This window comes from Rikenella microfusus DSM 15922 (assembly GCF_000427365.1).
GTDB lineage: Bacteria > Bacteroidota > Bacteroidia > Bacteroidales > Rikenellaceae > Rikenella > Rikenella microfusus.
The window spans coordinates 2,539,182-2,553,446 of the sequence record NZ_KE386488.1; the positions used below are offsets into that span (position 1 = coordinate 2,539,182).

General features: G+C 57.0%; 13 protein-coding genes. 4 read left to right on the forward strand and 9 right to left on the reverse strand.

Annotation, left to right across the window (positions count from 1 at the left end; translation table 11 throughout):
* Positions 1 to 32: 32 nt before the first annotated feature.
* Positions 33 to 902, reverse strand: a complete 870-nt coding sequence (locus RIKMI_RS0111625; RefSeq protein ID WP_027291756.1) for an ATP-binding protein — start codon at positions 900 to 902, stop codon at positions 33 to 35.
* A gap of 109 nt (positions 903 to 1,011) precedes the next feature.
* On the opposite strand from RIKMI_RS0111625, the gene RIKMI_RS0111630 reads away from it, so the two are divergent.
* The gene (locus RIKMI_RS0111630; RefSeq protein WP_027291757.1) at positions 1,012 to 1,686 is read left to right on the forward strand and encodes a Crp/Fnr family transcriptional regulator; all 675 of its coding nucleotides are present in this window, start codon (positions 1,012 to 1,014) and stop codon (positions 1,684 to 1,686) included.
* Positions 1,687 to 1,741: 55 nt separating this feature from the next.
* On the opposite strand, the gene ahpF is transcribed toward RIKMI_RS0111630, so the two are convergent.
* The 8 genes from ahpF to RIKMI_RS0111670 all read right to left on the reverse strand — a co-directional run bounded on the left by ahpF (position 1,742) and on the right by RIKMI_RS0111670 (position 12,278).
* A complete protein-coding gene (gene ahpF / locus RIKMI_RS0111635) occupies positions 1,742 to 3,292 on the reverse strand; it encodes an alkyl hydroperoxide reductase subunit F (RefSeq protein ID WP_027291758.1) in 1,551 nt (516 codons plus the stop codon).
* Between the two features lie 6 nt (positions 3,293 to 3,298).
* Positions 3,299 to 3,865 carry an alkyl hydroperoxide reductase subunit C gene (gene ahpC, locus RIKMI_RS0111640; RefSeq protein WP_027291759.1) on the reverse strand — a complete coding sequence of 189 codons (567 nt, stop codon included), beginning with the start codon at positions 3,863 to 3,865 and terminating at the stop codon, positions 3,299 to 3,301.
* Positions 3,866 to 4,217: 352 nt separating this feature from the next.
* Positions 4,218 to 5,576 carry a citrate/2-methylcitrate synthase gene (locus RIKMI_RS0111645; protein WP_027291760.1) on the reverse strand — a complete coding sequence of 453 codons (1,359 nt, stop codon included), beginning with the start codon at positions 5,574 to 5,576 and terminating at the stop codon, positions 4,218 to 4,220.
* Between the two features lie 9 nt (positions 5,577 to 5,585).
* Positions 5,586 to 6,854, reverse strand: a complete 1,269-nt coding sequence (gene icd, locus RIKMI_RS0111650; RefSeq protein ID WP_027291761.1) for an NADP-dependent isocitrate dehydrogenase — start codon at positions 6,852 to 6,854, stop codon at positions 5,586 to 5,588.
* A gap of 2 nt (positions 6,855 to 6,856) precedes the next feature.
* The gene (locus RIKMI_RS0111655) at positions 6,857 to 9,127 is read right to left on the reverse strand and encodes an aconitate hydratase (RefSeq protein ID WP_027291762.1); all 2,271 of its coding nucleotides are present in this window, start codon (positions 9,125 to 9,127) and stop codon (positions 6,857 to 6,859) included.
* A gap of 113 nt (positions 9,128 to 9,240) precedes the next feature.
* The gene (locus RIKMI_RS0111660) at positions 9,241 to 9,924 is read right to left on the reverse strand and encodes an SIMPL domain-containing protein (RefSeq protein WP_027291763.1); all 684 of its coding nucleotides are present in this window, start codon (positions 9,922 to 9,924) and stop codon (positions 9,241 to 9,243) included.
* Positions 9,925 to 10,057: 133 nt separating this feature from the next.
* A complete protein-coding gene (locus RIKMI_RS0111665) occupies positions 10,058 to 11,164 on the reverse strand; it encodes an acyltransferase (protein WP_336433353.1) in 1,107 nt (368 codons plus the stop codon).
* 91 nt (positions 11,165 to 11,255) lie between these two features.
* On the reverse strand, positions 11,256 to 12,278 hold the full coding sequence (locus tag RIKMI_RS0111670; RefSeq protein WP_027291765.1) for an endonuclease/exonuclease/phosphatase family protein: 1,023 nt from the start codon (positions 12,276 to 12,278) through the stop codon (positions 11,256 to 11,258).
* A gap of 86 nt (positions 12,279 to 12,364) precedes the next feature.
* Between RIKMI_RS0111670 and RIKMI_RS14065 the strand changes: the two genes are divergently transcribed.
* The 3 genes from RIKMI_RS14065 to RIKMI_RS0111685 are packed head-to-tail and all read left to right on the forward strand — an operon-like array spanning position 12,365 to position 14,265.
* A complete protein-coding gene (locus RIKMI_RS14065) occupies positions 12,365 to 12,625 on the forward strand; it encodes a hypothetical protein (protein WP_027291766.1) in 261 nt (86 codons plus the stop codon).
* Positions 12,626 to 12,636: 11 nt separating this feature from the next.
* The gene (locus RIKMI_RS0111680; RefSeq protein WP_027291767.1) at positions 12,637 to 13,461 is read left to right on the forward strand and encodes an ABC transporter ATP-binding protein; all 825 of its coding nucleotides are present in this window, start codon (positions 12,637 to 12,639) and stop codon (positions 13,459 to 13,461) included.
* Between the two features lie 6 nt (positions 13,462 to 13,467).
* On the forward strand, positions 13,468 to 14,265 hold the full coding sequence (locus RIKMI_RS0111685; protein WP_027291768.1) for a hypothetical protein: 798 nt from the start codon (positions 13,468 to 13,470) through the stop codon (positions 14,263 to 14,265).

A 14,265-nucleotide genomic window follows, 5' to 3' on the forward strand; every position in this document is an offset into this window, starting at 1 on the left:
TCGCTACATGATTTTGGGCAAAGTCGTATATTTTAAATCCACTTGGTATCAATAACCTCGCCAGAAACGGAGAGTACGGTTATCGTGAGCGGAATATTCCGCCGGGCATGTTCGCGGGCTTGCATGGCTATTCGTACAAGTCCCTGGCAACAGGGGACTTCCATAATCAGAACCGTTAAGGTACCGATACCGCCGATGTCGATCATTTCCGTCAGTTTTTCTACATAGACCGGCAGATTGCCGTCGAGTTTGGGGCAGGCGATAGCCAGAGTCTTGCCCGACAGAAAACGACTGTGAAAGTCGCCGCAGGCGAAAGCCGTGCAGTCGGCCGCCAACAGCAGGTCGGCATCTTTCAGGAATCCGGCCCGGGGATTGAGCAGGTGCAGCTGTACCGGAAATTGTCTCAATGCCGAAAGTTGTCCGCCGTCTTTTCTTTGCGGGGTGACGGCAAGGCGGAAACCGGGACGGGCGATTTCGCGGGCGGTGGCTCCGGGGCAGGTGCAGGTTGCCGCCCCTATTCGGGATTCTGTCGGAGACAGACCGGTTCTCTCCAAATCCGGATACAGGTCGCGGCGTTTCAGGTAGTCCAGGCCTTGTCGCAGCCATTCCGTTTCCCCGTGGTCTTTCAGATGTTTCAGATGGGCCAGGACGACGGCCTGGCCTTTGGGAACCAAACGTTCCATCACGGCCGCCTCGTCGTAAGGCGCCGCTTTCCGTTTCTCCAGCGTGATGGCCCCGACAGGACACTCTCCGATACAGGCGCCCAGCCCGTCGCAATAGAGGTCGCTGACCACGACCGCCTTGCCGTTCACTACTTGCAGGGCACCTTCGTGGCAACCGCTCACGCACTTCCCGCATCCGTTGCATCGTTCTTCGTCTATTTTGATTACGGTTCGTTCCATTTCGTAACTCCTTGTCATTCGGCAACAAATGTAAGAAGCCGGTTTTCCTCGAAGTGTCGCCATTGTTACACTCGGAGATATATTTTAGTTTTGCGGAAAAGATTCGGCGATGGATTATGTACAGTTGGCCCGTCTTCCGCTGTTCCGGGGCGTCTCTCCGGAAGAGTTGGAGCGGATATTCGGAACGCTCCGGATACGCGAAGAGCGGTTTGACAAAGGCGAGATGCTCGCCATGCAGGACGAACCGGTAAACCGGCTGATTATCCTGCTGCGAGGCAGTGTCAAGGGCGAGATGACCGATCCTTCGGGAAAACTGATCAAAGTGGAGGATATCGAAGCCCCCAGTCCGTTGGCGATCCTGTTCCTGTTCGGCAAGGACAACCGCTTTCCCGTATCGGCGACGGCCCGCGAAGCGGTAGAGGCGGTCGTCATTCCGAAACGGTCGGTACTGCGGATGTTGTCTATGAACGAGCGGGTGCTGGAAAATTACCTCGGCCTGTCGGCGGATTTCGCCGTGCGCCTGAGCCGTAAACTGCACTTCATGGCTTTTCGGACGATCCGGCAAAAAATGGCTTTGTACCTGTTGCATCTATCCAAAGAGTCGGGGTCGGACACGGTCGAATTGGACAAGACGAAAACCGCTCTTGCGGAATATTTCGGCATTTCGAGGCCGTCGCTCGAACGGGAAATCGCCCGGATGCAGGCGGACGGACTGATCGCGGCGGAACGCCGTAGGATCGTTATCCGGGATAAAATGGGGCTGGCACGGCTGGCCGACAAATAAAAAGCGAGCTTTGCAAAATAATGCAAAGCTCGCTTTCACATGAAGGAACAGAGGTTCAGAGAACCCCTTTGATCCGGTCTTCGCTGGCGGAGAGGGCGGCTTTCGCCCCTTCGCCCATCGCGATGACGATCTGTTTGTAACGGACGTCCGTTACGTCGCCTGCGCCGTAAACACCGGGTACCGAAGTACGGCAGTTTTTGTCCGTAACGATTTCGCCGGCCCGGTTGGTTTCGAGCGCATCGGCGAACAGGGCGCTGTTGGCCGAAAGGCCGATCTGGACGAATACTCCGTCGAGCGTCAGCGTCCGTTCCTCGCCGGTAGCGCGGTCTTTGACGCGCAGGCCGGTCATACGGCTGCCGTCGCCCAGCACTTCCAGCGTCTGGATGTTCGTATGGATATCCGCGTTGGGCAGGCTGCGCAGTTTGTCTTGCAGCACCTGGTCGGCTTTCAGCGTTTCGAGGAACTCCAGTACGGTAACCTGCGAACAGATCCCCGCCAGATCGATGGCGGCTTCGACGCCCGAATTGCCGCCTCCGATCACCGCGACGTGTTTGCCGGCATAGAACGGGCCGTCGCAATGCGGACAGAATGCCACGCCGCGACCCGTGTATTCGCTCTCGCCGGCTACGCCCAGCTTACGCCACGAAGCTCCCGTGGCGACGATCAGTTGCGGAGCGCGGAATATTTCGCCGCCTTTGGCATGCAGTTCTTTGGTACTGCCGTCCGAGGTGAACCGTTCGATTTTACGGTTGTCGCAAATGTCGATTCCATACGCCTCCATATGCTTGCGCAAATCTCCCGCAAGGGTCGCTCCGGTCGTATAGGGCACGGAAATCAGATTTTCGATGCCTACCGTTTCATTGACCTGTCCTCCGATCCGTTCGGCGACCACGGCTACGCGCAGCCCTTTGCGGGCGGCGTAGATCGCGGCCGACGACCCTGCGGGGCCGCCGCCTGCCACGAGCAGGTCGTATTCCCGCACAACGGGAACGCCGTCCCCTCCCGCGGTGCCGAAACGTTCTTCCAGCTTGTCCAGCAGTTCGGCCAGCGTGCCTCGTCCGATATGGATCAGTTCGTCGCCGTAGAAGACGGCCGGCACGGCCTGTACCTTCAGTCGTTCGGCTTCGTCGGGATACAATGCCCCGTCCACGGCCGTGTGGGTGATCCCCGGATGGAGAATGGCGATCAGGTTCAGCGCCTGTACCACATCGGGACAATTGGTGCAGGTCAGCGACATGTAAGTCGTCAGGTCGATGTCTCCTTTCAACGCTTCGATCCGGCGCCGTGTCATGTCGTCGGGCAGGTTTTTACCCTTGCCGTCGGCGTTCAGCACGGCGAGCAGCAGCGAGCTGAATTCGTGTCCGTTCGGCACTGCCCGGAAACGGATACCGAGGTCGTCTCCTTCGCGCAGGATGCGGAATTGGAGTCCGTCGCCGTCGCTGACCCGGCAGGAGAGCCGTTCCGAGCACGAGGCCGTCTCTTCCAGCAGCTCCAGCAGTTCGCGGCGCGAGGGGTGAGCCGCCCCGACCGTTATGTCGAACACGTAATCGGCTTCGAGTCCCTGGAATATTTGGAGCAGTTGCTCTTTGAGCGAGTTGTCCAGCATGGCGGATCAGATTTTGCCGACGAGGTCGATGCTCGGTTTGAGCGTTTCGCCGCCCTGTTTCCACTTGGCCGGGCACACTTCGCCGGGATGGGCGGCCACGAATTGCGCGGCTTCCACTTTGCGCAGCAGCTCGTCTGCGTTACGGCCGATGTTGTTGTCCTGGATTTCCACCAGTTTGATCTTGCCTTCGGGATCGGCCACGAACGTACCGCGGTAGGCCATGCCGTCCTCTTCGATCATAACGCCGAAAGCGCGGGAAAGGGCACCGGTCGGGTCGGCCAGCATCGGATATTTGATTTTGCGGATGCTTTCCGAAGCGTCGTGCCATGCCTTGTGCACGAAGTGGGAATCGGTGCTGACCGAATAGACTTCGACGCCCATGGCTTTGAATTTATCGTATTTTTCGGCCATATCGACCAGTTCGGTCGGGCAGACGAACGTGAAGTCCGCCGGATAGAAGAAGAAAATGGCCCATTTGCCTTTGATGTCTTCGTTCGTGACGGTTACGAATTCACCGTCATGATAAGCCTGTACCTTGAATTCGGGAACCGTCGTGTTGATGATCGTAGTCATGATTGAAACAGTTTTTATTGGTTAATAATGGATTATGTCGTTTTTTCGGCCGGTGCCGATTGATTCCGTATTGCAAAGATAAGATTTAATTCGGAATTATTATCATCTAATAAAACTTATATTTAAAATGAATTATTGTACGATTCGGCGATCGGATGCGATTTTTCAGTCGGGACCGCGTTTGACGGTCGGAATAGTAGCGAAAACCGGGCCAAAATCGCAGTATCGCCGTTCTTTTGTTCCGGTCGTTGCGATTGGCCGGTTTTTTACCGGGAAATTCCCGTATGAAAAATCCGGCACAATCTATTCATCGATTGTGCCGGATTACGACAGGTGTAATTAGATGGCGCGGTCAGCGTTTATCCAGCGGTTTGTATTCCGTTGCGGGCGCTACGTTCTTGTAAGCCGGTCGGATGATGCGACGGCTGTCGAAATTCAGCTCTTCGATACGGTGGGCCACCCAGCCGGCGATGCGGGACATGGCGAACAGCGGCGTATAGACTTCGCGCGGCAGGCCGATCATGTCGTACACGAAACCGGAGTAGAAGTCCACATTGGCGCATACCCGTTTATTGACCGAGTTGCCTTTGAACTCCATGAAACTCTCGACGCCGAGGCGTTCGATCAGCTCGAGGAATGCGAATTCGTCCTCGCGCCCTTTCTCTTTGGCCAGCGATCGGGCCATCTCTTTGAGCAACAGCGCGCGCGGGTCGGAAACGGTATATACCGCATGGCCGATCCCGTAGATCAGCCCTTTTTTGTCGTAAACCTCTTTACGGAGCATCCGCATCAGGTACTCTTTGACCTCTTTCTCGTCCGTCCAGTCCGAGATCGTTTCGCGCAGGTGGGTGAACATGTCGATCACCTGCAGGTTGGCTCCCCCGTGCAACGGGCCTTTCAGCGAACCGATGGCGGCGGCGATGGAGGAGTAGGTATCGGTTCCGGACGAACTGGTCACGCGCGTGGTGAAGGTCGAGTTGTTCCCCCCGCCGTGTTCGGCATGCAGGATCAGGCAGAGGTCGAGCACTTTCACGTCCAGCGGGGTATAACCTTTCGAACCTTTCATCATGTAGATGAAGTTTTCGGCCAGCGAGAAGTTCGGTTTCGGAATACGGATGTGCAGTGAACCGCCGTTTTTGTTGTGGTTCATCGTATGGTAGGCGTATGCGATGATCGACGGGAACTTGGCGATGAGGTCCACCGACTGGCGGATCAGGTTGTCGCGCGAGGTGTCGTCCGCGTTTTCGTCGAAAGCGTAGAGCACCAGTACCGAACGGGCCAGGATATTCATGATGTCGTTCCCGTACAGTTGCAGAATGTTCATCTTGGTGGCATGGCGCAGTACCATCTGCTCGTTGAGCAGGTCGGTGAAGGTTTCCAGTTCCTCGCGGTCGGGCAGATAACCCGACAGCAGCAGGAATGCCGTTTCTTCGTATCCCAGCCGGTTTTCGGCCTGTACGCCGTGCACCAGGTCCGATACTTCGATGCCCCGGTAGAGCAGTTTGCCCGGAATGGCTTTGAGACCTTTGCCGTCGGGCAGCCGTTCGTAACCCACCACGTCGCCGATGTTGGTCAGGCCGACCAGCACCCCGGAATGGTCTTCGTTGCGCAGGCCGCGTTTCACGCCGTAGCATTTGAACAGTTCGCTGTCGATCCGGGCCGTCTCTTTGACGGTCTCCGAGAGTTTGTATATCAGGTAGTCTTTGTTCATCGCGGAGTCTTAGTTAGTCGTGATTCTGGAAATGAGCAGGTCGGCGAATTCGCTGGTCGAAAGTTTCGTGCCGCCGTCCATGAAACGGACGAGGTCGTAGGTGGCTTTTCCTTCGCCGAAGGCGCTTTCCATAGCGCTGACGATGGCTTCGCCGGCTTCGTTCCATCCCATGTACTGAAGCATCATCACGGCCGAGAGCAGCAGCGAACAGGGGTTCGCCTTGTTTTTGCCCGCATGGATCGGAGCGGTGCCGTGCGTGGCTTCGAAAATGGCGTGGCCGGTCATGTAGTTGATGTTGGCGCCGGGCGCGATGCCGATGCCGCCCACCATGGCGGCCAGCTGGTCGGAGATGTAATCGCCGTTCAGGTTGGGGGTGGCGATGACCGAAAATTCGCGTGGCTTGAGCAGCGTCCATTGCAGGAAGGCGTCGGCGATGGCATCTTTCACGATCACTTTTCCGGCTTCGACCGCCGCGGTCTGTGCCGCGTTGGCCGCTTCTTCGCCCTCGGCTTTCTTAATGCGCTCCCATTCGGCCCAGGTGAATGTCTGTTCGCCGAATTCACGTTGTGCCAGTTCGTAACCCCAGTTTTTGAACGAACCTTCGGTGAATTTCATGATATTCCCTTTGTGGACGAGTGTCACCGACGGCAGTTTGTGGTCGATGGCGTACCGGATGGCCGCGCGGACGAGGCGTTCGGTGCCTTCTTTCGAGATCGGTTTGATACCGAAAGAGGAGGTTTCCGGAAAACGGATTTTTTTCACTCCCATTTCGTTCACCAGAAAATCCAGTATCTTTTTCGCTTCGGGCGTCCCGGTCTGCCATTCGATACCGGCGTAGATGTCTTCCGTATTTTCACGGAAGATGACCATATCGACGTCCTGCGGGCGTTTGAGCGGCGTCACCACGCCCTGAAAATAACGGGTCGGCCGCTGGCAGACGTACAGGTCGAGTTCCTGGCGCAGGGCCACGTTCAGCGAACGGATGCCGCCGCCGATCGGAGTAGTCAGCGGGCCTTTGATCCCGACGAGGTATTCGCGGAAGTTTTCCAGCGTCTCCTCCGGCAGCCAGTTGCCGGTTTGCCGGAAGGCTTTTTCGCCGGCCAGCACCTCTTTCCATTCGATTTTGCGCTTCCCGCCGTAGCATCGGGCCACTGCCGCATCGACGATGCGGCGCGTGGCTGGCCAGATGTCCACGCCGATACCGTCGCCTTCGATGAAGGGGATGACCGGCGAGTCCGGAACCTGTAATTTCCCGTTCTTGATGGTGATTTTTCCCATGGCTATTTCGTGTTTTTGCTAATCAGGTTGAGTGCGCTGCCGGCTTTGAACCATTCGATTTGCAGCGCATTGTATGTGTGGTTCGCTTCGAAGGTCTCTTCGGTGCCGTCGGCATGGCGCAGCACTACGGTCAGCGGCCGACCGGGGGCGAACGCTTTCAGGCCGAGGATCGACACCCGGTCGTCTTCGCGCACTTTGTTCCAGTCTTCCTTATGGGCGAAAGTCAGGGCCAGCATTCCCTGTTTTTTGAGGTTGGTCTCATGGATACGGGCGAACGATTGCGCCAGTACCGCTTTGACGTTCAGAAAACGCGGTTCCATGGCCGCGTGTTCGCGCGAGGAACCTTCCCCGTAATTTTCCTGTGCGACGACGATGCTGCCCATTCCGGCGGTTTTATAGGCTTTGGCCACGGAAGAGACCTTTTCGTAATCGCCCGTCAGCGGGTTCAGCACGCTGTTTACGGCTCCTCCGTTGAAAGCGTTGGTCGCTCCCATCAGCAGATTGTCCGAAATGTTTTCGAGGTGTCCCCGGAAGCGCAGCCACGGGCCGGCCGCCGAGATATGGTCGGTCGTGCATTTTCCCTGCGCTTTGATGAGCAGGCGCAGATCTTCGTAATCGTCTCCGTCCCAGGCCGCGAACGGTTCCAGACGCTGGAGACGTTGCGACTCGGGCGATATGGCGACCTCCACGGACGAACCGTCTTCGGCCGGAGCCTGGTAGCCGGGGTCGTCCACGGCGAAGCCTTTGGCCGGCAATTCATGGCCTTGCGGCGCATCCAGCCGGACGTTTTCTCCCCGTTCGTTCACGAGCGTGTCGGTCAGCGGGTTGAACGTGATGCGTCCGGCGATGGTCAGCGCCGTGGTCAGTTCGGGCGAAGCGACGAAAGCGTGCGTGGCCGGATTGCCGTCGTTCCGCGCCGCGAAGTTGCGGTTGAAACTGGTGACGATCGAATTGGCCCGTTTCGGATCGTCGGTATGGCGTTTCCACTGGCCGATGCAGGCACCGCAGGCGTTGGCCATCACCACGCCGCCGATCGCTTCCAGGTCTGCGAGCAACCCGTCCCGTTCGGCGGTGTAGCGTACTTGTTCCGAACCGGGGGTGATGATGTATTCGGCCTGTACCTTCAGCCCCTTTTCGGCGGCCTGGCGGGCCACCGAGGCGGCGCGGGTCAGGTCTTCGTACGAGGAGTTGGTGCACGATCCGATCAACCCCACTTCCATCCGTTCCGGATAGCCTTTTTCCCGGGCGATGCGCACGAATTCCGAAATGGGCGCCGCTGCATCGGGGGTGAACGGTCCGTTGATATAGGGTTCCAAAGCCGACAGGTCGATTTCGATCACGCGGTCGTAATACCGTTCGGGGTGCTCCAGAACGGCGGTATCGGCGGTCAGGCATTCCCGGGCGATTTCGTCGGCCAGTTCCGCCACTTCCGCGCGGCCGGTGGCCCGCAGGTAGTCGGCCATTTTCCGGTCGTAGGGGAAGAGAGAGGTGGTGGCGCCCACCTCGGCCCCCATGTTGCAGATGGTCGCTTTGCCGGTGGCCGAGAGGGTGGCGGCGCCCTCTCCGAAGTATTCGATGATAGCGTTCGTTCCGCCTTTGACGGTCAGGATGCCGGCCAGTTTCAGGATCACGTCTTTCGGCGAAGCCCAGCCGTTCAGACGGCCGGTGAGTTTCACGCCGATGAGCCGCGGCATCTTCAGTTCCCACGGCATGCCCGACATCACGTCAGCCGCATCGGCTCCTCCGACACCTACGGCGATCATGCCCAGTCCGCCGGCGTTCGGCGTATGGGAGTCGGTGCCGATCATCATCCCGCCGGGGAAAGCGTAGTTTTCCAGCACGACCTGGTGGATGATCCCTGCGCCCGGCCGCCAGAACCCGATTCCGTATTTGTTGGAGACCGAAGCCAGAAAGTCGTAAACTTCTTTATTGGTCTCTCTGGCCGCCGGCAGGTCGTTTCCGGCCCCGCTGTCGGCCAGGATCAGATGGTCGCAATGTACCGTCGAAGGTACGGCTACGCGGCTGCGCCCCGCGTTCATGAACTGGAGCAGGGCCATTTGTGCCGTAGCGTCCTGCATGGCGACACGGTCCGGCGCGAAATTGACGTAATCTTCGCCGCGTCGGAAAACCGGCTGCTGTCCTTTGTCGTGCAAATGGGTCAGCAGTATTTTCTCGGCCAGCGTCAGTGCACTGCCTGTCGCTTTGCGGATCTGGGCCACTGCCTGCGGCATCCCGGCGTACCTCTGCCGGATCATCTCGATGTCGAATACCATGATTTTTCGTTTTGAAAAATTTTCCTTAACTCTGTTCCAGCCCGCAATATACGAAAAACGGCGGGATATACCCGCCGTTTTGTTAAATTACCAACAAAATAACGATTATCGGCCTATTCCAGCACGAAGCGGACGGTTACGTTCTGATTGACGCGCACGTCGTTGAAATTCAGGTCCGGCATGGAGTCCGCCTGCAAGGCGTTGCCGCTTTTCGCTGCGAACACGTTACGCATGGCAACGGCTTCGGGAGCGGAAGAGTAGGCTTCGATCACAATGGCTTTGCCGATTTTCTGTCCCACGGCAGCCGCCAGTTCGCCGGCGGTCTGTTGCGCATTCTTCATGGCTTTCACCCGTACCTGCGCCTGCAATTCTTTCAGGTCGCTGCGCGTGCTTTGAGTCAGGGAAGCGTTGGCGATCCCGTTCGCCTGCAACTCGTCGAACACGGTCTCCACCATTGTCGGTTCGGTGAGGGTCAGCAGGTAATTCTTGTACTGGTAAATGTCCTTGCGTTTGCCGTCCGTGTTGGACTGCCCTGTAATAACGAGCTGTTTCTTGATGTCTACGCCGGAAGCCTTGAGTGCGGTCGCCAGCGATTTTTCGAGGTCGGCGATGGTCGTCTTGCCTTTGCTCGGGGCTTCGGAAATCGTGATCGAGATGCGGAATTTGTTGGGAGCGACCAGCGTATCCGCCGAACTGTTGATCTCCACGTAATTCCGATTCATTTTCATGTCCGGATTCTGTGCCGTCGCGGCGCCGGCGATCAGGAGCGCCGAAGCGACGAAGAGGATTTTTTTCATATGTCTTGGTTTTTAGGGTCTGTGACCGGTTGTCGTATATCTTTTGGAGCGATCTGCGGGCCGAAAGTTTAACCGTTGCACGAAATTATCGTACGCGTATCGGCACGTCCGTCTCTCCGATAAGATACGCGGACTATCCGACCACATATTTGCGGAACGGCAGTTTCTGCAACAACCATACCACACCCGCAGAGGCGGCGAAAGCCAGCACGGCGATGACCGGAATCCGGAGGTACGCGGGCAGGGGGATGTGGTTGTAAACGAAGTCGTAACCTAATTGTACGATAAAAAAATGGCAGAGATAAATCCCGAATGTCAGCGCGGCGAACCGGCTCAACCGGGCTGCCGTTCTGTCGTTGGCGATCCGGATGGTTTGCAGGGCGGTAAAGAGGCCGTAGGCCATCAGGAACACATTGAAACCGGTGAAGAACCAGGGGATCTCCAGGTAATTGTAGTCGGTCGGGTAGAATTTTTGGGTCAGCACGAAACCGCCGAACGTGAGCGCATAGCCGAGCGCGAAGAGCAGGGCCGAACGGGTCAGGATGAGGCTTCGGGAACTTTGCGGAGGAAACTTGTTCAGGTAGAACGCCAGCACGATATAACCGAGGAATCCGCTGAAGTAATAGAAAGTCCCGAAAGGATTCCACGCGCATTCGCCGAACAGTCCGGTGTGGCCGTAGTTGCCGGCGTATCCGAGCAGCGGGGCGATGACGCGGAGATAGGGAATGAACAGCGTGAAGCCCCAGATACAGAGAAACCGTTTGAGTTCCCGACGCGATGCCTGCGCGATCCACGGCGAAACGACCGGAAGTATCAGGTAGAGGCCGACCAGCATGTAGAGGTACCAGAGCGGAGTGGTCGTATAATTGAAATTCAGGACGAAAGTGGCTATGTTATAGGTCGTATTGGCTGCTTCGGCATGTCCGTAGGCCAGATAGAGGAGCGGAGTGACGAGGCTCCACAGTACCAGCGGCCAGAGGATCCGGCCCAGCCGGCGGCGATAGAAAGCGCCGGTTTCGAGCCGGACGGGGAGCAGCAATACGCCGGAGATCATCACGAAAAGCGGAACGCTGGCCCGCATCAGGCTGCCCCAGCCTGCGCCGGAAAGAAATTCGGTGCGGTCGGCGTCGAACCGGGCGACGAAAGGGTCGCAGCAGTGTGCGAGCACGACCATGGCGCAGGCGACGATACGCAGCACATCGAGCCACGGGATGCGGCGGGAAGAGGTTTGGGTCATCATTGATTTATTTGAGGTGGGTAGTGCGCAAATATAAAAGTTTTATGCGGGATCCGGCCCTGGACGACATGCTCTCAGGAATACATCCCGCGGATTACCGCAGGGTGAAAACCGCCAGGACGCCGTTATGGTCGGAAGGCCATTTGCCTGAGGGAGCAACGATCTTGTCGCGTGTCCGTTCCTCGATCCTCCGGCCTCGGACAATGTAGCCCGTCGGACCGACGACCATCGCGTCTTTCAATTTCACTCCGCTGACGGGACGGTAATAGATAAAGTCGATGCGGTCGCGGCCGTCGGCCTCGGGTACCCAGTCCAGTTTGTCCAGCGAGACGTCCGGGTTATCGATGCCGTACGTGAATCCGGGATGGGTGATCGGATCGGGATACCGGGTACGGTAACTGTCTTTGAATCCGGCTTCGTCCAACAATGCCGAACAAATCCAGTTTACGGTTGCGCCGCGGTGATCCCGCAGATGGCGGGTGCGTTCGTCCCAGTCTGAACGGGACGGCTCGTTGAAGTCTCCTCCCAGAATGAGGAAATGTCCTTTTTCATGTTCCGCGTCCGCGATGATCCGGCCGATCGCCTCGTCCCGCAGCGATTCGTCGTTCATTTTTTCGATCGATTCCGCGTCCGTTACCGGAGCCCCCAACTTCTCCCAACTGACCCCGTCGTATCCGCGGGGCAGATAGCAAGCGTAGTGCGTATAATCCAGATGAGCCGAATAGACGACGGTTTCCGTCCCGCCCACTCGTATGCGGACTTTCAGCGCGGCTCCGTCGGTAGCCGGATCCAAACCGCGCAGCGAATCCCGTTCCATCGCATATTTCGAAAGAATCCCTACATTCCCTTCCGACAGTCCGTTTTCATAATTTGCTTTTCGTTCCTGCAAAGCCTGCTGCATGCGCGTTATGAACGACGATCCGTTATTGCGAATTTCGCACAGCAAGACGATGTCCGGCCGCAGACGCGCGATTTCGTCTGCGAGGCCGTCGAATCCTCCGGGAACCATCGCGGCATCGTTCCAGATGTTGATTTGGAAAACGGACAGACAGGTCTTCGCCCCGTAGCCCTTCAGGGCGGACAGGACCAGGAGGATACAGAACAGGAATCGTTTCATGCTATTTTCAATGAACCAAATATATTTTTTTAACAGGATATTTGCAAATACGAACAAAATATATACATTTGCAGTGTACTAATCCAATGATACACTATTGTGAAGCGACGATCGACACCGGCCGAAAATCGGCAAAAGCGCGTTCTGATGCTATGGGGACTGGGTTGGGGTATTTCCCGATGTTTTTCGTGCCGCTTTTCGATCAGTTGTGCTGGGGCGACGAATTGAATCTGAACGCACGGAACATCGTTTTGCAATTAGCCATCTGGTCGTTGGCCGGTTTCGGCATGGGACGGTGGTTGCAATGGCGTGCGGGACTCATAGGAAAGCAGGTATGTCAAAAATAAAACAAACGACTATGATAAACTTTGAAAACGTATCGTTCGGTTATCGGGGAGGCCGCCTGTTCGACGGCCTCAGGCTGGAACTGCGACGAGGAGCCGTTTACGGGCTTCTGGGGAAAAACGGGGCGGGTAAAACCACGTTGCTGAAATTGACGGCCGGGCTGTTGTTTCCCAGGTCCGGCGAAATCACGGTTTTGGGCCGCGTCCCCCGGAAACGGGAACCGGGTTTCCTGAGCGAAGTGTTCCTGCTGCCGGAAGAGTTCGACCTGCCGCGTATGAACATGAACGATTATGCACGGGTGTACGGATGTTTCTATCCGAACTTTTCGCGCGGGCAGTTGTCGGAATTGATGCGCGAACTGGAGGTGTCCGAATCGCAGTGTCTGCACCGGATGTCGTTCGGCCAGAAGAAAAAGGCTTGCATCGCGTTCGCCATCGCCTGCAACACGCCGTTGCTGCTGATGGACGAACCGACCAACGGGTTGGATATTCCGTCCAAAAGCTCGTTCCGGCGCTTGATCGCTTCGGTGGCGGACGAAAACCGTACGATCGTCATCTCCACCCATCAGGTGCGCGACCTGGATCGGCTGATCGATTCGGTGGTCGTGCTCGACGGCAGCGAAATCCTGTTGAATGCCACTACGGGAGAAGTTACCGAGAAGCTGCGGTTCGTCCATCTGGAGGAAAACGAATCCGCCCTGTATGCCGAGCAGACCGTTCATGGTCGCTGGGGCGTGCAGCCCAACGAATCGGGCGACGAATCGCCGCTCGACATGGAACTGCTATTCAACGCTGCCGTCGCCAACCGCGAGGCGGTCAAACAACTTTTTAAACGGTAACGAATCATGAACGATAAATTTTCATGGAAACGTTTCGGCCTCTTCGTGCGGGCCGAACTGTCGGGCGAATGCCGCAGTCTGTTGCTGAAACTGGGCGGGTTCGTCGTGTTTTGCATCGTGATGTATATGCTGTGGAACGTCAAAGTGATTTTCGGCGGAGGACAGGTCGGCTACAACGGCGGTTTAAGCTATGTCACTTCGCGGTTTTTCGTGCTTGTCGGCATGGGTTTCATCGTCTATTTCAACCTTTCGGGCAGCTTCAAACGTTATTTTTCGAAAGGCCGGGCTTCGGCGGCCCTGATGCTTCCGGCGGCCAGAAGCGAGAAATTCCTCTATGCTTTGCTGTTGAATCTGGTAGCGATCCCTCTGGTACTGATTGCGCTCGCATTGCTGAACGACGTGATGTGGGCGGGGTTGCTGGGATTCGACAATATCTGCCGGGCCTTGTCGTCGTTTTTCGCAAGGGTGCATACTCCGGCAGAGGAAATGCTGATTTCCGCCTGGTCGGTTACCGCCAATCTTGTCAGCACCTTTTCGGGAATGGCATTTTTCTTTCTCGGGGCGGTCGTTTTCCGCCGTTATCATTTCCTGCTGACGGTGTTGGCCAGTTTTATCCTGTCGATCCCCTCTTTCGTCTATGTACAATACACCGCGATGACCGATCCCGTCGTCATGCGCGATTTCATTCTCTGGCTGGGGAGCGATGCGGGGGTCGGGACGATCATGGCTTGCGGGGTGTTCTTTACTTTTCTTTGGATTTTCGTTGCGTGGCGGCGTTTCTCCACGCTGCAAATAACGAGGTAA